We start from the raw sequence: 18,112 nt of genomic DNA, 5'->3' as shown, positions 1-18,112 counted from the left end.
GATGCTCAGTCACCGCAATCTCAGTGCAATCATTGTTGCCATCCTCCGCCAAGCGCTTGATAGACTTGGACGAGAGCGGCGAGTTCGTTGCCTTGCGCCTCAGCGAGTCCCAGTTCAGCCGTGAACGAATTAGTCTCGTTGGTCAACACTTCCAGGTAGTCGGTAGTCCCGGCCTTGAACCTGACCTGCGATAAGCGCGCGGCATCCTGGGCCGAGTCGAGCAGATGTTCCTGCTGAATTCTGAATTCGCGATCCTTTTGATACGCGACCAGCGCATTGGAAACATCGCGAAAGGCTCCTTGAATCGTCTGTTGATATTGCAAAAGCATCTGGTCGTGCTGCGCTTGAGCCAGCCTGACGTTGGACTTGAGACGGCCTCCCTCGAAGATCGGCTGAGTCAAAGAAGCCGCGAGATTCCACACGCCGGCTGGGCTGGTGAAGAGATTTGTAAGCGCAGGACTTTCATAACCGGCGCTGCCGGTAAGAGAGATCTGGGGGAAGTAGGCTGCTCGCGCGACGCCAATCTGGGCGTTAGCGGCGATTAGACTCGCCTCTGCTTCACGGATGTCCGGTCGCCGCTCCAGCAACGAAGATGGAAGTCCGGCGGGCACATCCGGAGAGTGCGGTTGCTCGGTCAGTCGGAGACCGCGAGCAACATCGCCAGGATTGTTTCCCAGAAGTATGCTGATAGCGTTTTCCTGTTGCGCAATCTGGCGTTCGAAATCCGGGACCTCGGTAGCGGCCGTGTAGACCAACTGCTCAGATTGCCGCACATCCAAGAGCGAATTGATTCCGTGCTGCTCAAGGGTTTGGGTCAACTTCAGGGAGTCGCCCCGTGAACCCAAAGTGCGCTTTGAGATCTCCAACTCAAGGTCGAGTTGGCGCAGCTCAAAATAGGAAGTCGCAAGGTTGGCCACCAGAGTGGCGATGACTTCTTTTTGAGCCCACTCATTGGCCAGCAGATTGGCCCGTGCGGCCTCAGTGGCGCGACGATACTTCCCCCAGAAGTCCAAGTTCCATCCTGCCGATGCGACGACTTCTCCCTGCGTGAGCTCATAAGCCGGAATTGGCCCGAGCTTGGGGCTCTGCTGACTGGTAATGTTGCCGCCCGCGCTCAGCGAGGGAAGCTGATCGGCGCGCGTGATTCCGAGTTGCGCCTGCGCCTGTAGAACCCGCGTGGCCGCAATACGAACGTCGTAGTTGTTCTTAAGGGCAGTGCGGATCAAACCTTGAAGTTCAGGATCCTGGAAGACCTGCCACCACTTCTCGTCACCGAGCGATGGCGCGGAAGATGCGCTCTCTGTCTGCTTTGGTTTCGCCGGCTCAGACTGCGTATCTTGATTCGTAGCTTGCGTTGAGTCAGTCGCTGCGGCCCGATAGGTGACGGGAACGTTGACGGTCGGCCGCTTGTAATTCGGTCCGACCGCGCAACCGATAAGCGCAGACATCGCGAGAACAAGAAGAATGCTGTAGAAGTGCTTCATAGTTCGACTCATAGTTCGACTCATGGGATTAATCTCCACTTCCTTCCTGTAGCGCGAAACCCGGGACCGCCACTGCGGCGGGCTGGCGGGTCGAGCGCAGAAAAGGCACTCGATCCAGCACCTTCTCCTGGAATTCTTCCAGATAAAGGTAGATAGCCGGACTCACGAACAGCGTGATAAATTGCGAAACGATCAGGCCGCCGACCACCACCAGGCCGAGCGGGCGGCGGGAAGAACCGTCGGCACCATACCCGAGTGCGATGGGCAGCGCGCCCAGCAGCGCTGCCGCAGTGGTCATCATGATCGGGCGGAAGCGCTCCATGCTGGCATCGTGGATCGCCTGGTTGGCGGCAATGCCCTGCCGAACCCGCTGTTCGGCAAAATCGACGATCATAATACCGTTCTTTTTCACGATGCCCATCAGCATGAACATGCCGATGTAGGCGTAGAGAGAAGCTTCCTCGTGAAACAGCCACAGTGTTAAAAGGCCACCGAGCAACGCTACCGGTAGCGACGACAGCACGGTGATGGGATGCAGGTAGCTCTCGTAGAGAATTGCCAGGATCACATACATCACGAATACCGCCACCAACATCAGGACGGCCAGATTGGAGACTGTGTTCTGGAAAATGAGAGCTTCGCCCTGAAGCGCTCCTTGAATGCCAGGAGGCAGAATCTGTTTTGCGGTCTGATCCACAAACTGAGTTGCGGGGCCAATCGCATAGCCGGGCTTCAGGTTGAAGAACATGGTCACACTAGTGAATTGATTGATATGGTTAACGGCCTGCGGCCCGATGACGGCATGCGAACTGGTGACGGCGCTGAGAGGAATCATTCTCTGGCCGTCGTCGCTTTTGATATAGAGCTTGCTTAAGTCCTCCGGGGCAGACCGTTGGTTATCGGCAACTTCCAGGATCACCTGGTACTGATCGGTGGCTTTCTTGATGAGGTAGCTGTAGTTCTGTGAATAAGCATCGTGCAGAAGAGTAAGAATTCGGGTTTCCGACACACCGTACAACTTCGCCTGATCGCGGAGAATGTCGACCTGCAAGTTCGGGGTGTGGTTGTAGAGATCGGAGTTGACGAATAGGAATCCAGGATACTCGTGCAGCTTCGCCATCAATTTGCCGGCGGTGGCATAGACTTCGTTCGGATCGATTCCGGAGAGAGCGTACGCAAATTGACCCTGCGCGTTGGCGGTGGCGCCGGTGCTGATTTCCAGAGCCGGATTCGGCTGGAGAAAAGCCACCACGCCCGGAATTGAGCCGCTGATTCCACCCATCAGCTGTCCTGCAACTTGAGCAATGGGGGCGCGCTGTGATGGATCTTTCAGAAATGCAATCAGGAAGGCCTGGTTTGATCCGAGGAACTGCGCGTTCCCGCTCATGGTGAAAGTGCTGCGCACCGCGGGATTCGCTTTCATAATCTTTTCAGCCTCGGTTTGGTAGGCGTGCATTTGTTCTGGCGAGGAACCTTCCTGCGCCACCAGCACGCCGCGGATGAACGAGCTGTCGCCTACAGGAAGGAAGGCCTTGGGCACGATGTAAAACAGGTAGGCCGTTCCCGCCAGACAGATGACCCAGGCAGCGGCTGAGATCCAGCGATTGCGCAGGAAGAACCAAAGGTAGCGTCCGTAGACATCCAACACGCGGTGTTCGAAGGCGCCGAAGACGCGCTCCATCCAGGTTTTCTTGGCATTCGCGCCGCGATTGCCGAGCAGCCGTGAGGTCATCAACGGGGTGAGCGTGAGGGAGACGATGCCGCTGGCCAGGATCGAGATCACGATGGTGATTGAGAACTCACGGAAGATGCGCCCCATCAGTCCGCTCATGAACACCAACGGAATAAAGACAGCAGCCAGAGAGAGGGTCATGGCCAAGATGGTGAAGCTGATCTCTTTGGCCGATTCGAGAGAAGCGTCGAAGGCGTTGCGGCCTTCTTCCATGAGGCGCACAGTGTTTTCGAGAAACACGATGGCGTCATCCACCAGGAAGCCGATGGCCAACGTTAACGCCATCAATGAAAGATTGTCGAGACTGTAACCAAGAACTTTCATCGCAACGAAGGTCAACAGCAGCGACAAAGGCAATGCGACGGCAGGAATCATCGTGTCGGTGGCGCGCCCGAGAAAGATAAAGATCACCATGACCACCAGCACGAAAGCGATGTAAAGCGTGGTCTGCACGTCTTTGATTCCGCCCACGATGGTTTGTGAACGGTCGTAAGCTGGAACAATCAGAACGGAACTGGGAAGTTGTGACTGAATGGTTGGAAGCAGACCGCGCACGGAGTTGGCGACCTCGACTGCATTTACGCCCGCGCGGCGAAACACGGCAACCACAACGGTCGCGCCCGGTTGGGGATATCCGCGCACCCAGAAGCGCATGTCGATGCGTTCATCCTGCAAGCCGTCCTTCGCGGCGGCTACGTCCTTCAGATAAACCGGCGCGCCATTGCTTTGTCCAACGATGAGTCCGTCGTATTGTTCGGCGGTAGTGAGTTGACCCTGGGGCTGTAACAGGAAGCTGCGCTGCGGTCCATCGAATTGTCCAGCGCCGGTATATGACGTGCCGTTCTTAACCGCGTTGGTCAGATCTTCGAGGGTGATGTTGCGCACCGCCATCTTCGAGGGATCGGCCTTGATTCTTACTGCCGACTGGGTGCCATAAACTGCGACCTGGCTTACACCGGGAAGAATGCTGATGCGCTCGCCGACTTGAGTGTTGGCGTAATCGTAGAGCTGGCCCTCGGTCGCGGTATCGCTGACCATCGCGATGTACATGATCGGCTGGTCATTGGGGTTGGTTTTGGTGAAAGTGGGAGGGGCGGGCAGATCGATGGGAAGCTGACCGGACGCTCGCGTGATGGCAGCTTGCACGTCGGTTGCCGCGCCGTCGAGGCTCTTATTCAAATCGAATTGCAGGACGAAGCTGGAGTGTCCCTGGATATTATTCGAGGTCACTAGTTCCAGGCCCGGAATCTGCATGAACTGGCGCTCGAGGGGCGTGGCGACGTTGTTGGCCATCGTCTCTGGCGTGGCGCCGGGATAATTCACCTGCACTTGGATGACGGGGTAGTCAATGGCCGGCAAATCGCTCACGGGCAAGCGAAAGTAAGCCGCCACGCCAAATAAGATCACCGAGACGGTCAAGGCAACCGTCATAACTGGACGACGAATGAAAACTTCTGAGAGATTCACGACTGGCCTCCCGGATTCTGGCTGGTCTTTCCGCTGGCGTTCGAAGCCGGCGCGGCAGCGCTGCCATCGACATGGACTTTACCGCCTGGCCGAATCAACATTTGCCCGGCGAGCACGACCCTTTCGTTTGCGGCGACGCCCTCGGTAACGACAACCTGGTCGCCCTGGCGCTGCCCTAACTTGACCGGCCTAAGCTCGGCTGTGTCATCGGACTTCACCACGTAGACGAATGGTCCGCGCTGGCTTATTTGTGTGGCCTGATTGGGAATCAACACGGCTGCCCGTTCTGTGGACAACACGAGCTTGACGTCGACGAATTGGCCCGGCCAAAAATGATGGTCGGAATTACTCAGAGTGGCGCGAAGATTAACGGTGCCACTGCCGTTCTGGACGGCGTTGTCGAGGAATTCGACCCGGCCGCTTCTAGCCGTGACTTCCACATCCGAAGGGAGCCGAATTGCCGCGTTCAAAGTCCCGCGCGACATCTGTTTCTGAACTGCCGGCAAATCTCCTTCGGTAATGGTGAAATTCGCGTAAATCGGATCGAGGCGTTGAATCGACAGAAGCGATGAGGCGTTCGCCTGCACTACGTTTCCTACATCGACCAGGCGAGCTCCCGCCCGGCCGTCGATCGGAGAGTGAATGTAGCAGTACTCAAAGTTAAGCTGGGCGGTTTCCAAAGCTGCCTGCGCAGCCTCCACCTGGGCTTGATCGACATCCACGGCATTCTTCTTGGTGTCGTAATCCTGTTTAGAAATCGCCCGCTCGCCGATGACCTCTTCGTCGCGCGCGAATTGGATCCGGGCAAGATCAAGCGCGGCCTTCGTCTGCGCAAGGGTCGCTTGCGCAGCATCGACCTGGGCCTTGTAGGGGCGAGGATCGATCACGAACAAGAGTTGCCCGCGCTTGAGATTGTCGCCGTCTTGAAAATGACGCTCGACGATGCGTCCGCCCACTTGCGGTGTGACGGTGACCGATTCGAAAGCGGCGTTCCTGCCAATCTCATCCAGGTAACGAGGGACGTCTTGCGCTGTCGCCTTCACTACCGTAACCAGAGGCGCCTGCATAGCGGGTGGCGCTGCCTGAACTTTGCCTCGGTCGCAGCCCGCCGTCGTCAACAGAGCCAGGATTGCCGGCGCCAGCGTCAGATACCAACCGCGAAAAATAACGTGAGCCTTCAGAATCGTTTTCATTTTCATCCTCGTTAGGTGCAAAGCCTTATGGTGAGAAAGTCTTGACGCTACGCCGAAGCGCCGAGTGGAATAGCGTCCGGTTGGGGTGCCGATTTGGCGCCGTCGTGCCGGGAATCCTCGTACGTCCTCGCCGACTCTTGACGAGCATTACCGTGGAGATCGGCGTGGACATCAGCCGACTCCTGGATTTGTTGCAAGGCCCTGGTCCTCGCCGCGGTCACATCGCCGCGGGTGCAGCCGAGCAGAAGTGAGCAATCCTGATCCGTGTAGTGTTCGAGCACGGACATGACGAACACAAAGCGCTCGCTCGCTGGAAGTGCAACGATGCGGGCGATTTCCGCAGGCGCGGCCAGCATTTCGCTGCCCCCGCTGCCAGCCGCGAGGGATGTATCGCCTGAGGCCGCTTGTTTGCCGGCCATTCCTGGGCGGATCGTTCCTGGCCGGACCATTCGAATCGCATTTAAGATGATGGCGCGCCGTGCCCAGGATTCTGCCCACTCTTTGAAAACTGGATTTCCCTCCTGAGCGATGTGCAGGCCACCGACGAAACATTGCTCAGCCATCGTGGCATCCGCCGTCAGCAACAACGACAATAGATACAAGCGGTTCATATCCTTCTGGAAAACCTGGCAAAAGTCTGCCCTGGTTGCATACGGCGACGGTTGTTGGTTTCTCATTTTGCTTGCGCCGAACATTTGCACCTCCATCATCTCGTCGTCTGGTAGATAGTCGCCGGAGCGTGGAAATCGATACCCTTGATGGTTCAAGGCGTGCACCCGCATCTTCGGGCCAACTGTCTCAACACATGTTTCGTAAGGACGTCCCGGCAGAAAAACTTGGCGCCATCTTCCATCAGCCGCAAGAGTGTGTTTTCCCCGTCCCGATCAATGAGCGTCACGTTCTTAAGGTCGATGGCCAGCTTCCGGCCCTCGAGCTCCGCCCCGGCACGTTTCCAGGCACTTTCAACCTCGGTGGTCCATGGACGGACAAGAGTCCCTTCCAGAACCAATGTCCGACGGCTTGGCGTGTCGACGATGGAAATCCTGAACATTGGCTGATTCGTCCTGCTCCAGGTAAATGCAAGGCGCGTGCCAAACGAGTTCAGTTCCGCGTTTCGCGTAAGTAGCAGAAAAAGATCGGAAAGAAAAAATGGGCGGGGTGGGAATGTCGAAAAGTGTCGACTCAGGTTTCGACAGTTGTCGAGCCCGGCGACAGTTGAGCAAGTCCGCCAGGAGTTTCGGGCGGCTCGAGAGCAGAGCTGACTTGGTTAGGAGATTCTGCGAGAGTCGATTCCGAGTTTCTTCATGCGGGAAATCAAGGTCGTCCGCTTGATGCCTATGCGAGCGGCGGCGCCCTGGGGACCGGCGACACGGCCGTTGGTGTCTTTGAGGATGCGTACAATTTCGTTGCGCTCGTCGGCGTCACGCGTGCCGGGCACAGCAGCGACTTTGCCATTGCCGCCTAGTTCGGCAATCGGTGCCTGAAGGGCAGGGCCGTGGGTCAGAATTACCGAACGCTCGATGAAGTTCTCCAGTTCGCGAATATTTCCCGGCCAGTGCCACGCGGCAAGCCTTTTCATCGCAGCGGCGGGAATAGACTCGATTTGCTTTTCCATACGTCGGGCATATTTCTGCGTGAAATAGCGCACCAGGAGCGGAATGTCGTCGGGCCGTTCCCGCAGGGGCGGGATGCGAATGGGAAAGACGTTTAGTCGATAAAAAAGGTCTTCACGAAACTCGCGGTTCGCGATCATCTTTTCCAGATCACGGTTGGTTGCCGCGACCAGCCGGACACTCACCTTCTTGGTATGAGTGCTGCCCAGTCGTTCGAACTCCTGCTCTTGTAGAGCGCGCAATAGTTTTGGCTGAATCTCAATCGGAATGTCTCCCACCTCGTCCAGAAATAAAGAACCACGATCAGCCAGTTCGAGGCGGCCGACCTTCTGCGATATCGCACCGGTGAACGCGCCTCGTTCATGTCCGAAGAGTTCGCTTTCCAGAAGTCCAGTGGGGATCGCAGCACAATTCAGCTTCACAAAGGTTCGATCTTTGCGTTTGCTGCGCTCGTGGATAGCCCGCGCGATCAGCTCTTTTCCCGTGCCAGTTTCGCCCAACAACAATACGGTGGAGTCGCTGGGAGCGACGGTTTCTACTAGATTCAACAGATGGCGAAGGGCTGAACTCTGGCCCACAATTCCTTCGAAGTCCATCTCACCGCGAATCTCGTCCTCGAGATATAACTTTTCCTGGGCGAGTTTTTCAGTCAGCTCGGCGATTTGTTTGTAATTGAGCGCGTTCTCCACGCCGATTGCTAATTGATTCGCTACCTGAAGCAGGAATGCGACTTCCTCGTCGTCAAACGCGTTCTCTTCGCGCTTTGCGACTGCCAGAACTCCGAGCAACCGACTCTTGCTGATCAATGGCAGGTCACAGAAGGAATTCAGGCCTTCCCCAGTCGCCTTGGCATACATCTCCGACGGCATCTCGGCTTGGTTCAAACGATTCACAACGATGGGCTTGCCGGTTTTGAACGAGTTCCCAGGCATGGTGCCCTCGATTGGGACCCGGTCGCCTTCCACAAATATCCCGCGGCTATCGGGATAGTCGAGCGCGTGCACACGCAAATGGGTACCGTCGGCATCCGCCAGCATCACGGCTGCGGCATCACAACCCATCACTCGACGCACGCTTGCGGAAGCACTCACAAGAAGATCGTGAAACTCCAGGCTGGAGACTACCTGATTGGTCAGATCGAGAATGAGTTTGAGGCGCTCCTCGGATCGCCGGGACAAGAAGGAATTCACAGCCGCGTCAATTGCCAAGCCGATCTGATCGCTAGCGAGGCCGAGGAAACGGACTTCTTCTTCGTCATAGGCATTCGGATAAAAGCGGCCGAAGCTGAGAGCTCCGAGCCGGCGTGATCCCCTGGTTAGTGGCAGCGTGCATGTGGATGCAATGCCTAATTTGGCGAGGAAAAGCCCGTAATTCCCAAATCGCGCTTCTCGGCCCCAGTCGTCGGTCACCAAAGTCTGGCCGGATATATGCGCCTGTTGTATAGGAGAGCCATCGAGAGAGGGGGCATCCGCTGAAGCCTCGTCGACTTGTCTGCCGTTTACCTCCAATACACTCCAGCAAGGAGAGTTCGTCTCCTTGTCAAACGCAACGAGGTGCAGGAAGTCAAACGGGGTGACCTCGTGCAGTTTCTTGGCCAGCGTGTCGGAGGCAGCGGTGCAGTCGCTGGAGGTGGCAATGGCATTCGCCGCACGCAACAGTGCCAGATACCGCTCTTCTTCCACCTTCGGAAAAATTGAGGGTGCTGTAACCATGAGCCTGACTATTCGAGAGTGGCTTGTACCGACATTCGCACTCTGTGCTGGCGACACCCATCGGCATACGTCGGGCACAGCTGACCTGATGCCCGATCTGATGCGGCGACTTTGGAGAAAGGTTCTCAAAATGTCGGAACATTCGACTTTCGTCGAAAATGCTGTCGAAGTAGTCGTCAATGATTTCGTTCTCTCCTATCGACATTCCTTTGAAGATGCGTCGCATCAAGCGGATGGGCGGGGTCAAGCGGTGTTTCGAATTTTTGGCAGATCCGGTGCATGAATCATCACGAATGCGGGAGCCTTTGGGGCACGATGCCGCGATTTGAAAGCCCCGCAAAATTCTTGAGGGAGAGTGCACATATGCGACGAACAGCCATCATGATTGCAGGCGTCGCGCTGCTGCTAGCGGGAGGAGCGGTGGCGCAGGAGTCTCGATCGGAAATCAGCTTGCAGGGAACGGGATTTTTCACCAAAGATACTGCCGGCGACGGCACAACGGAGCGGTCGACGAACACGGGCGGGTTCCTCGTCGGCTATCGCTATAACCTTAACCGCTGGCTCGCCGCCGAGGCGGTCTACGGTTATGACCGAAACACCCAGCACTATTTTGGCAGCGGCGGGTTTTCCAGGGTTCAGGCCAATGTTCACCAGGCGACTGGAGGATTTGTAGTTCGGCTGCCAACGTCCCGGAGATTCAGGTTCAACCCTTATGTACTGGCCGAGGGGGGAGCACTCGTCTTCGATCCCACTGGCAACGCTTTCGGGACGGTTGCCGGAGCACAGCGTCAGGCGACCGGCGTGTTCGCCTATGGCGCCGGCGCCGACTTTCCAATTCTTAGACACATCGCTCTACGTGCCGAGTACCGCGGTCTGGTGTACAGCGCTCCGGACTTCGGCTTGAGCACACTCACTACCAACACAGTGACTCATACAGCGGAACCGACGGCTGGAATCGTGTTCCGGTTCTGATCGTCGAACAGATCGGGCGGACAGGTCTTGCTGTCCGCCCGGCCGACTGTATTTGTGAATGCTTCTGATCCATCCTGCGTTCTTAATTCACTCTGTCCAGTCCAGTCAATTCGCACTGTCCAGTCCAATCGCAGGTTCCGAGTCAAATTGGCTGTGACAAGCGATGTTCCAGCTTCGCCTTTACTCGCGGCCACTCGTTATCGAGGATGCTGAAGTAAACCGTGTCCCGCACGCGGCCGGTCCAGGTCACCAGATGACGACGCAAGGTTCCTTCTTCCTTCGCGCCGATGCGCAGAATTGCGTTGCGCGATTTCTGATTCAGCGCATCGGTTTTGAGTTCCACGCGGAAACATTTCCACACTTCAAAGGCATGGCGGAGCATCAGATATTTCGCTTCGGTATTGACCGCGGTGCGCTGCCAGGGCGGCGCGATCCATGTTGAGCCGATCTCGACGCGGCGGTTCACGCGGTCGATATTCATGAAGCGCGTGCTGCCGATCGCACGGCCGGAACTCCGTTCGATGGTGGCGAAAACCACCGACTCGCCGCGGTCTTGCTCTTCAATCGCCTTGCCGATGAGCCACTGAAAGTCTTCGGGCGTTTTCACAGGGTAGGGAATCCAGCGGAAAACGTCTTCCAGGTCGGTGTGCGCGATCTCCCAGAAGGCTTGCGCGTGCTCGCGGCGCACCGGCTCCAGCCGTACTGTCGAGCCTTCCAGCATTATTGGCATTACAATATTCGGTAGATCGTCATTTATTGGATCGTCATTCATTGGATCGTCGGAACTGCTCTTTGTGATTTCGCATTATATGTTGCATCGCAGCTTCATTTCGGGCATCTACTACGACGCGACTGTGGTTGACTGGAAATGATCTCACAGGTCCAACAAGCGCCTATGCCACAAGTAAGACACCGATGTTGTCAGGAGAATTTCTAAGTGCAGGCGCACTGTCTTCCATTCACCGAAGTCCCGCACGCGACGCGCCTGTTTACAGACTTTCTGGCATATTCCGCACGAGTGCAACCGTTCTATCCGCGATCTCCGAATTTTTCTGAGTGGCTGAACGAGGAATCTGAAAAGGTCTCGTACGATCCCTCGCGGCGCGAGCGTGTGACCGCCATTCTTGAGCGGCAGAACAAGTCCTGGGACGCCTCGCCGAAAACGCTGGCCAATCTTACACGCTTCCGTCGCGGCGCGGCCGCGGTCGTGACTGGCCAGCAGGTTGGACTTTTCGGGGGACCGATGTTCGCGATTTATAAAGCGCTGACGGCCGTAAAACTTGCGGAGGAAGCGACCACCGCCGGAGTCGATACAGTTCCGGTTTTCTGGTTGGCGACCTACGATCACGATCTGGCCGAAGTGAACCACGTCTCCATCCCCGGCGCCGAAGGAGCGCTTCAGGTGCTTACCACGCCGAGCCATGACGTTGCCGGAGCGCCTGTGAGCGCCGTTCGCCTGAATGACGAGATTGGTGCTGTCGTCGATGAGGCCGGGCAACTGCTGGGTGATGGCGAAGCGGCGCAGCTTCTGCGCGAGACCTACCGTCCCGGCGAATCTCTGGGCACGGCTTTCGCGCGTTTCTATTCCCGGATATTTGCCGACTGTGGAGTGATTCTACTGGATGCCTCCGACGCGGAACTTGACGCTATCGCCGCCCCGATTTATTCGGCTGCGATCGAGCGAGCAGGCGAACTGGGGGCTGCACTATTAGGGCGTGGGGAAGCATTAGAAGCCGCAGGCTATCACCAGCAGGTGAAGGTCACGGCGTCATCGGTGTTGCTGTTCACCTTGCAGCACGGAGTGCGAACGGCAATCCATCGCCGGGGCGACGGGGCGAACGCAGAATTTGTTGTCGGCACCGAAGCCGGGGCAGAGAAGCTCTCGCAGGCGGATCTCATTGCCCGCATTCACGCAAGTCCCGCCCTGTTCAGTCCGAACGTTTTGTTACGACCCGCCGTGGAGGATTATCTGCTGCCCACGTTGGCGTACACCGGCGGCGCTGCTGAAACCGCTTACTTTGCGCAGGCGGGCGTGGTCTTTGAAGCTCTTCTGGGCCGCGTGACGCCGATCGTTCCGCGCTTCTCAGCGACCATTGTCGAGCCGAAGATTCAGCGCCTGCTCGAACGACACGGAATCACAGTGCTCGACGTTTTCAACGGTCCCGAGGCACTGCGGCGGCAACTGGCGGAGAAGGGACTTCCCGAAGACCTGCAAGCGGCTTTCGACGAGGCAAGAAAATCTCTCGATTCGCACCTGTCGGACATTAAAGAGAAGTTGACGAAGCTCGATCGTACTCTACTGGACGCCGCTGAGACCGCCCGCTCGAAGGTGGAATACCAACTGGAACGATTGCACGCGCAAGCGGCGCGCGCCGAAGCGCTCAAGAGCGAACTGGTGACCCGCCACGCCGAAATTCTGAGCTATATTCTCTATCCCGAGAAGGGGTTGCAGGAGCGCACCGTCGGCGGCATCTATTTCCTTGCGCGCTACGGCCGCGAGTTTCTGGCTCAGTTGCTGACCGTCATTCATCCCGATTGCCACGATCACCAAATTTTGGAGTTGTAAGTATTAAGTAGGGCCCGCCGTTACCGCCAGCTTCCTCGCCGGCTGTCGCGTGGGACATCCTCGGGCCCGCGCGTTGAGACCAACAGCTTAATTGGACTGACTCACCAGCGATCCGATCACGGTTCGTAGCTCTGCTATTCTTGCCTCGTTTACCGCACCGTGCATCTGCCGAATAATTTGGCCTTGCCGGTCCAGCACGATCAAATATGCGGCGTCATGCTCGTTGTAATTGACCAGTTTCTTCAGTTCGGCTTCACTCTGGACGAGAGGAACAAAATGATCGCGCGCATTTTCCGGCACGCCATTCTTCATGCTGGAAATCACCATTCCCCGAATCAATCGCGGAACATCTTCCAGTACGGGCAGTTGATAGAGCTCAACCGCATGTGAGACTGCGGTATCTTTCGAGATTGCAGCGGCCCACGCGCTCGTCTGATTCTTGGACGCCTTAGTGAATCCGAAGATCAGAATCGCGACTTTGCCTGCGCAAGCGTCGGGCAAGACGACTTGATGTCCAGCAAGACTCTGTCCTTTGATTCGCGGCAAGGGCTGAGAACTCTGCGCCCCGACCGCGGCAAGCAGCGCGACGCAGCAAAATGATCGAAGCAATTGTTTCTTGAATTCGAGCATGGAATGTGTTCCTCCGCCTCGGCTCAAGCGACAAAGCAATTCTACCGGCTGTCACTGGCCGCAAGATAAGATCCCAGCCCGATCATGATTGCGCCGGTAACGGTTCTTTGGGAGCGCCTGAATTTTGGCGAGGAGCGAATGCGCTCTCCCAGCGGGCCGGCAAGCGCGATCACGATCAAGTCTGCGGTCGTGTTAAGCGCGACTGAAATTGTGCCCAAGGCCACGAATTGGAGAAAGACGTCCCCCTCGGCGCGATTCACAAACTGCGGGATGAAGGAGAGAAAAAACAAAGCGGTCTTGGGATTGAGAACCTCGGTCGCCACGCCCTGCCATAGCGGGTTGCGTGCAGGCTTCAGATTCTGCGGCAACTCTGCGGCGTTGGCCTTTTCTTTCCAGGCGTCCCAGATCATTCGCACGCCGAGAAAGCACAGATACGCGGCGCCCGCATATTTGACGGTTGCAAAGGCGGCTGCCGATTTCGCCAGCACGATTGAGACTCCCAGCGCTGCGGCGAAGACATGCACCATGCCGCCGAGGAACGTTCCGAACGCCGAGAGCGCGCCCTCACGCTTTCCGCCCGCCAGGCTGCGCGCGAGCACATACAGCATTCCAGGGCCAGGCGCGATCGCCAGCAGCAGGGCTGCCGTCAGGAAGAGAACGAATCGAGTCGGATTGAACACAGTTGTGGCCGCTCCTTAATGTTTGAGCCAATCTTCAATGTTTGAGCCAATCTTCCAGTTCCACCAGCGATTCCACGCGCGGCAAGCCGCGATCCCGGTACGCGCCGGCTATGTCGAACAAAACGGCCCGCATTCCTGCCTGGGTCGCACCGAGGTAGTCCACCGAGTAAAGGTCGCCCACGTAGAGGCTCTCAGCCGCGTCGGCTCTCATCTCGCGCAGGGCGAAATCGAAGATTATCGGATGCGGTTTCTCGTACCCCACTTTTCCGGAGTCGGTGATGCTGGCAAAGCAGTCCACGATTCCGCAGCGCCGCAAAACCGCGTCAATTCTGCCATCGGCATTCGAAATCACTGCGGTCGCGTATTGCTGGCGAATGCGTTCCAGGGCTTCGCGCGTTCCGGGCAGAACTTGGTCCCAATTGGCGGAATTTTGCGTATTCTCGACGAGCGTGTCGCGAACGCTCCCGTCCTGGCCCTTTAATCCTTCCAGGAGATTAGTGTGGAACGTCCACCAGAATCCGTGATCCACTTTGCCCTGCATGAGACCTAAATCAAATTCATGCTTGGTCCGGCGCTCCAGGGCCTGCCAGGCTTCGAGCGTAGGATGCTGCTCCTCCGGCAGCGGCGCCAGCATGCGCGCCCGATTCGGAAACAGCAAGGTATTGCCTACGTCGAAGAAAATGGAGCGGAACTTAGGCATGATTCATGATAACTGCTGAAGGGCAGGGCGGGCGCCTCGTCCGCCCCGCGGGTTCCGAAAAAGATGTAATATCCACTGCATGCGCCGCCAGACTGCCGAGAGGCTTTCGGGGCCTGATTTCCGTCGATGCCGGTCACTTCCGCAGTCTCGTTCGTTGCCAGCGTCAGCCGCAGTACGCGGGCGGCTGTAGTCGCCTATGCGGCGGCCCGGACTTATGCTGCTGCGCTCGTCGGCGTGGCGGTGACGGTCTTCTATCGCGGATCGCGGCAGGACGTTTACAACATTCTCTGGGCGGTCGTGTTCGGGTTCGCGACGCTCAACATCATCAGCCTTGCAGCCCGGCGTCTTGAGCCCACGCGCCGGGGCCTGAGCTTTGGCGAGCTGATGGCGGTGATGGTTGTGCTGCTTTCGATTTTCTTGTTGGGATGGGAAATGCTGAATCTGTTTCACATCTTTCCGATTCGGCTAAGGCATTGAAGTACAAGCCGCCTCCCGACCTCGTGGCCGGGCCGGTTTTGCGGTATGATTCGCTCAATGGCCAAGAATCCCCCGAGTTTCGAAGTGACTTGTCCGTGCTGTAGCGCGGTGCTCAAGATCGATGTTGAGACCCGTGCCGTGATCGCGCACACCGCCGCCGTAAAGCCCAAAACCTTCAGCGACATGGAGGCTGCGGCCAAGGCGATGCGTGAGCAGGACAGCCGCCGGGAGTCAATTTTTCAGCAATCTGTGGAAGCGCAGAGGCACGCCGCCGATCTGCTGGAGAAAAAGTTTCAGGAGGCGGTGAAGAAAGCGAAAGAGAGCCCCGACACAGGCAAGCCGATTCGGGATTTCGATCTTGATTGATGCTGCCCGATTGCTTTCCCGACTGTGATGCAGTTGGGCTTACGCGCCCGAGCAGTTAAGCGAGAGATCCTTGGCTCCGCCTGAAGAACGGCTACGCTCAGCATGACAACGCCACCTGAAAACTAAGCTTCACGCAACCCAGCTTGATCTGTCCACTATGAGCCGTCCACTTCTACTGGGCCATCGCGGCGCCCGTGCGGTGCATTCGATTCCGGAAAATACCATCGCCTCTTTCGATCGCGCTCTGGCCGACGGCGCCGACGGTTTTGAATTCGATGTACGCCTGACTGCGGACGGCGAGGCCGTGGTCGCTCACGACGAAAAAGTCGCTGGGTACGACGTCGCCCGCTCCACGGCGAAGCAGGTCTCGCAACTTCCGCGACTACGCGATGTTCTCCAGCGCTATCGGGATTCGTTTCTTGACATCGAATTAAAGGTCAAGGGGTTGGAACGACTTACGCTGGATTTATTTCTGAGACATAAGCCTCGAAGGGAATTCGTCGTTTCATCGTTTATTCCGGGAGTGTTGAAATCCCTGCGAGCGGCAGACGCCACGATTCCACTTGGATTGATCTGCGAATCGAAGACCCAACTGCGCTTGTGGACCGAAACTCCGGTGGACTACGTAATTCCGCATCACGACCTGGCCGAACCAGAATTGATCCGCAAGATGAAGGGGGCGGGCAGGGAGGTCATCGTTTGGACGGTGAACGATCCGGCCGAGATGCAGCGTATAGCGGAATTCGGCGTTGACGGTATCATCTCCGACGACACGAACCTGCTGTACCGTACCCTGGGGGACTCATCAGGTTCGAAATGAAGTTTTCGAATTTTGGTTACGCCCTCAACGGGAAATCGCATACCTGGATTCTAGATCGACTTGCCACCGATGAAGATGAAAAGGTAACCAGGGCAGGCCTGCTCAGCTACATGCCGCGTTCGAGCAGTTTGCGCTCCAGCGCGCTGATTCGCTCTTCGAGGAGTCCGAGGCGGTCGTCGATGGCAGGTTACTGCTTGATCCGCATTTCGATTGGCCTGGCCCATCCGTAGAACGCCGATAGCAAACGGGTTTCGGTGTCGTGAATGCGCTCGTCGGTCTGGTCGAAGCGCTTGTCAATCCCGTCGAAGCGTTTGTCGATCCCGTCGAAGCGTTCGTCGATCCCGTCGAAGCGCTTGTCGATCCCGTCGAAGCGCTTGTCAATCCCGTTGAAGCGCTCGTCGATCCCATCGAAGCCCTTTTCGATGCGCTCCAGAGACTGCTTCAGATCGTCATCCATATTGTCGATTATATCCCGTCCCGGCGGGCTTTTGCCGCAAGAACCTTTGAAATGATGCCCCGAATATTGTCGGACAAATAAATTCTCCACCCTCCCAAATCCGATTCCACAGTACTTCCGTACTTCACCCAGAACGGTCCCAAACCTTCTGTGGAGGAAGCATGAAATTTTCAATCTACCGGCCAGCGCTGTTTTTGGCCGTCGCCGCAGTAGCCACTATCGCATCTGCACAATCCCAGCCAAATCAGACTCTGGGTTACGGCCAGGGCAAACTTCTCACGTTTACTTATACCCAGAACTTTGACTGCATCGACCAACCGGGAAGCGATCTCAATTTTAACGGCATTCTCGCGGAAAGCGATCCGGGGGAAATGCAAACGCCGATTTGCCAGGTTGGAACTCAGCCCACCATCAACCCGAATGGAGTGAAAGGGAATCCGGCGGTTACGAGCGAGCCGATTTTTGTGCTCGTGCCGATGTTTTCGGTGGACAACAATCAGAATCCGAACGACGCCATCTCCTGCGACAACGTGGTGACGGGCACAATCTGCGGATCCACTCTGGGCACAACGCTGATCTCGCTGTTTGGCGCAGTACCCGAAGCCTTCAAAGCCAGACCGCTCGTCTATACGCAGTGTCCGGAACCCGGCGCGGCTCCCGGCACCTGCACCATGCACGCCTCGCGGCTGGACCTGGGGCCGGCACTGCTCGCGCTCGGGTATGTGCAACCTCCTGAGGCCAACATATTCGTGCCCACGCCGAATCACAGCCACGTGCTGATCAACGCGGATATTAACCTGAAGCCGATCTGGTGGCAGGTCATTCCTGTGCTGGTGCTGAACCAGAGCGATTGGCCGACGAAAGATGGCAGCAGCGGCCTGACGTCGCTCGGCGCGATTCAGGCAGCACTGGCCGCGGGCAGCGCCATCGAAGCTCCGTCGAACTTCTTCCTATTCTTCAGCTCGTACGTGAATTCGCACGCGGGATCGCATATGGAACATCATCGGATGTAGAAGCGGCTTCCGGATTCCGGCGTCGGGCGTCAGACCTCAGACCTCAGACATTAACCGCTCTGCTCTTTTGTTTGTCCTCCCCCGAGCAACGCGAGGAATCTGGTTTGTGCTGGCTTCGAGCGAAACCCAGATCCCTCGCTTGCGCGCGGGATGACAATACGTTGGGTGCATCTGACGCGGAGCGATTTGAAAGAAGGCCTGCCGCCAGAAGCCGGAAGCCCGAAGCCCGA

General features: G+C 57.2%; 17 protein-coding genes. 7 read left to right on the top strand and 10 right to left on the bottom strand.

What is annotated here, in order from left to right; genetic code table 11:
• Positions 1-29: 29 nt before the first annotated feature.
• The 5 genes from VGM18_09240 to VGM18_09220 form a co-directional block, all read right to left on the bottom strand.
• Positions 30-1,496 carry an efflux transporter outer membrane subunit gene (locus VGM18_09240; GenBank protein ID HEY3973176.1) on the bottom strand — a complete coding sequence of 489 codons (1,467 nt, stop codon included), beginning with the start codon at positions 1,494-1,496 and terminating at the stop codon, positions 30-32.
• 16 nt (positions 1,497-1,512) lie between these two features.
• Positions 1,513-4,683 carry an efflux RND transporter permease subunit gene (locus tag VGM18_09235; protein HEY3973175.1) on the bottom strand — a complete coding sequence of 1,057 codons (3,171 nt, stop codon included), beginning with the start codon at positions 4,681-4,683 and terminating at the stop codon, positions 1,513-1,515.
• Entirely contained in the window at positions 4,680-5,876 is a 1,197-nt protein-coding gene (locus VGM18_09230; GenBank protein HEY3973174.1) for an efflux RND transporter periplasmic adaptor subunit, read from the bottom strand. The genes VGM18_09235 and VGM18_09230 overlap by 4 nt, the downstream gene beginning before the upstream one ends.
• Before the next feature lie 47 nt (positions 5,877-5,923).
• Positions 5,924-6,487, bottom strand: a complete 564-nt coding sequence (locus VGM18_09225) for a hypothetical protein (GenBank protein HEY3973173.1) — start codon at positions 6,485-6,487, stop codon at positions 5,924-5,926.
• Between the two features lie 656 nt (positions 6,488-7,143).
• The gene (locus VGM18_09220) at positions 7,144-9,201 is read right to left on the bottom strand and encodes a sigma 54-interacting transcriptional regulator (GenBank protein HEY3973172.1); all 2,058 of its coding nucleotides are present in this window, start codon (positions 9,199-9,201) and stop codon (positions 7,144-7,146) included.
• Here VGM18_09220 and VGM18_09215 point away from each other — a divergent pair.
• On the top strand, positions 9,200-9,484 hold the full coding sequence (locus VGM18_09215) for a hypothetical protein (GenBank protein HEY3973171.1): 285 nt from the start codon (positions 9,200-9,202) through the stop codon (positions 9,482-9,484). The genes VGM18_09220 and VGM18_09215 overlap by 2 nt on opposite strands.
• An 80-nt stretch (positions 9,485-9,564) precedes the next feature.
• Positions 9,565-10,173 (top strand): outer membrane beta-barrel protein, encoded by a 609-nt coding sequence (locus tag VGM18_09210; protein ID HEY3973170.1) that lies wholly within the window; start codon positions 9,565-9,567, stop codon positions 10,171-10,173.
• A gap of 142 nt (positions 10,174-10,315) precedes the next feature.
• Here VGM18_09210 and VGM18_09205 read toward each other — a convergent pair whose 3' ends face one another.
• Entirely contained in the window at positions 10,316-10,903 is a 588-nt protein-coding gene (locus VGM18_09205) for a GNAT family protein (protein HEY3973169.1), read from the bottom strand.
• A 207-nt stretch (positions 10,904-11,110) separates the two neighbouring features.
• Between VGM18_09205 and bshC the strand changes: the two genes are divergently transcribed.
• A complete protein-coding gene (gene bshC, locus VGM18_09200; protein ID HEY3973168.1) occupies positions 11,111-12,739 on the top strand; it encodes a bacillithiol biosynthesis cysteine-adding enzyme BshC in 1,629 nt (542 codons plus the stop codon).
• A gap of 87 nt (positions 12,740-12,826) precedes the next feature.
• On the opposite strand, the gene VGM18_09195 is transcribed toward bshC, so the two are convergent.
• The 3 genes from VGM18_09195 to VGM18_09185 are packed head-to-tail and all read right to left on the bottom strand — an operon-like array spanning position 12,827 to position 14,749.
• Positions 12,827-13,369 (bottom strand): hypothetical protein, encoded by a 543-nt coding sequence (locus VGM18_09195; protein ID HEY3973167.1) that lies wholly within the window; start codon positions 13,367-13,369, stop codon positions 12,827-12,829.
• A 41-nt stretch (positions 13,370-13,410) separates the two neighbouring features.
• Positions 13,411-14,049 (bottom strand): LysE family translocator, encoded by a 639-nt coding sequence (locus VGM18_09190; GenBank protein HEY3973166.1) that lies wholly within the window; start codon positions 14,047-14,049, stop codon positions 13,411-13,413.
• A 34-nt stretch (positions 14,050-14,083) separates the two neighbouring features.
• Entirely contained in the window at positions 14,084-14,749 is a 666-nt protein-coding gene (locus VGM18_09185) for an HAD family hydrolase (GenBank protein HEY3973165.1), read from the bottom strand.
• A 126-nt stretch (positions 14,750-14,875) separates the two neighbouring features.
• On the opposite strand from VGM18_09185, the gene VGM18_09180 reads away from it, so the two are divergent.
• The 3 genes from VGM18_09180 (at position 14,876) to VGM18_09170 (ending at position 16,412) form a co-directional block, all read left to right on the top strand.
• A complete protein-coding gene (locus tag VGM18_09180; GenBank protein ID HEY3973164.1) occupies positions 14,876-15,226 on the top strand; it encodes a hypothetical protein in 351 nt (116 codons plus the stop codon).
• A 57-nt stretch (positions 15,227-15,283) separates the two neighbouring features.
• The gene (locus VGM18_09175; GenBank protein HEY3973163.1) at positions 15,284-15,592 is read left to right on the top strand and encodes a hypothetical protein; all 309 of its coding nucleotides are present in this window, start codon (positions 15,284-15,286) and stop codon (positions 15,590-15,592) included.
• A gap of 157 nt (positions 15,593-15,749) precedes the next feature.
• Positions 15,750-16,412: a glycerophosphodiester phosphodiesterase gene (locus VGM18_09170; GenBank protein ID HEY3973162.1), complete on the top strand. Its 663-nt coding sequence runs from the start codon at positions 15,750-15,752 to the stop codon at positions 16,410-16,412.
• A gap of 187 nt (positions 16,413-16,599) precedes the next feature.
• Here VGM18_09170 and VGM18_09165 read toward each other — a convergent pair whose 3' ends face one another.
• Entirely contained in the window at positions 16,600-16,869 is a 270-nt protein-coding gene (locus VGM18_09165; GenBank protein HEY3973161.1) for a hypothetical protein, read from the bottom strand.
• Positions 16,870-17,030: 161 nt separating this feature from the next.
• Here VGM18_09165 and VGM18_09160 point away from each other — a divergent pair, with 161 nt between their 5' ends.
• Entirely contained in the window at positions 17,031-17,882 is an 852-nt protein-coding gene (locus VGM18_09160; protein HEY3973160.1) for a hypothetical protein, read from the top strand.
• Positions 17,883-18,112 lie beyond the last annotated feature (230 nt).

The sequence above is a fragment of the Candidatus Sulfotelmatobacter sp. genome (genome assembly GCA_036500765.1).
Classification (GTDB): Bacteria; Acidobacteriota; Terriglobia; order Terriglobales; family Acidobacteriaceae; genus Sulfotelmatobacter.
Note: the sequence above shows the minus strand (reverse complement) of the source record. Positions and strands in the feature narration are given on the sequence as shown.

What these genes read in the sequence shown, in the direction of transcription:
- VGM18_09180 (HEY3973164.1), top strand. Translation starts at nt 14,876, where the DNA reads ATGCCGGTCACTTCCGCAGTCTCGTTCGTTGCCAGCGTCAGCCGCAGT.
- VGM18_09185 (HEY3973165.1), bottom strand. Translation starts at nt 14,749, where the DNA reads ATGCCTAAGTTCCGCTCCATTTTCTTCGACGTAGGCAATACCTTGCTG.
- VGM18_09205 (HEY3973169.1), bottom strand. Translation starts at nt 10,903, where the DNA reads ATGCCAATAATGCTGGAAGGCTCGACAGTACGGCTGGAGCCGGTGCGC.
- VGM18_09220 (HEY3973172.1), bottom strand. Translation starts at nt 9,201, where the DNA reads ATGGTTACAGCACCCTCAATTTTTCCGAAGGTGGAAGAAGAGCGGTAT.
- VGM18_09160 (HEY3973160.1), top strand. Translation starts at nt 17,031, where the DNA reads ATGAAATTTTCAATCTACCGGCCAGCGCTGTTTTTGGCCGTCGCCGCA.
- VGM18_09225 (HEY3973173.1), bottom strand. Translation starts at nt 6,487, where the DNA reads ATGAACCGCTTGTATCTATTGTCGTTGTTGCTGACGGCGGATGCCACG.
- VGM18_09240 (HEY3973176.1), bottom strand. Translation starts at nt 1,496, where the DNA reads ATGAGTCGAACTATGAAGCACTTCTACAGCATTCTTCTTGTTCTCGCG.
- VGM18_09210 (HEY3973170.1), top strand. Translation starts at nt 9,565, where the DNA reads ATGCGACGAACAGCCATCATGATTGCAGGCGTCGCGCTGCTGCTAGCG.
- VGM18_09195 (HEY3973167.1), bottom strand. Translation starts at nt 13,369, where the DNA reads ATGCTCGAATTCAAGAAACAATTGCTTCGATCATTTTGCTGCGTCGCG.
- VGM18_09165 (HEY3973161.1), bottom strand. Translation starts at nt 16,869, where the DNA reads ATGGATGACGATCTGAAGCAGTCTCTGGAGCGCATCGAAAAGGGCTTC.
- VGM18_09175 (HEY3973163.1), top strand. Translation starts at nt 15,284, where the DNA reads ATGGCCAAGAATCCCCCGAGTTTCGAAGTGACTTGTCCGTGCTGTAGC.
- VGM18_09230 (HEY3973174.1), bottom strand. Translation starts at nt 5,876, where the DNA reads ATGAAAACGATTCTGAAGGCTCACGTTATTTTTCGCGGTTGGTATCTG.
- VGM18_09215 (HEY3973171.1), top strand. Translation starts at nt 9,200, where the DNA reads ATGAGCCTGACTATTCGAGAGTGGCTTGTACCGACATTCGCACTCTGT.
- VGM18_09170 (HEY3973162.1), top strand. Translation starts at nt 15,750, where the DNA reads ATGAGCCGTCCACTTCTACTGGGCCATCGCGGCGCCCGTGCGGTGCAT.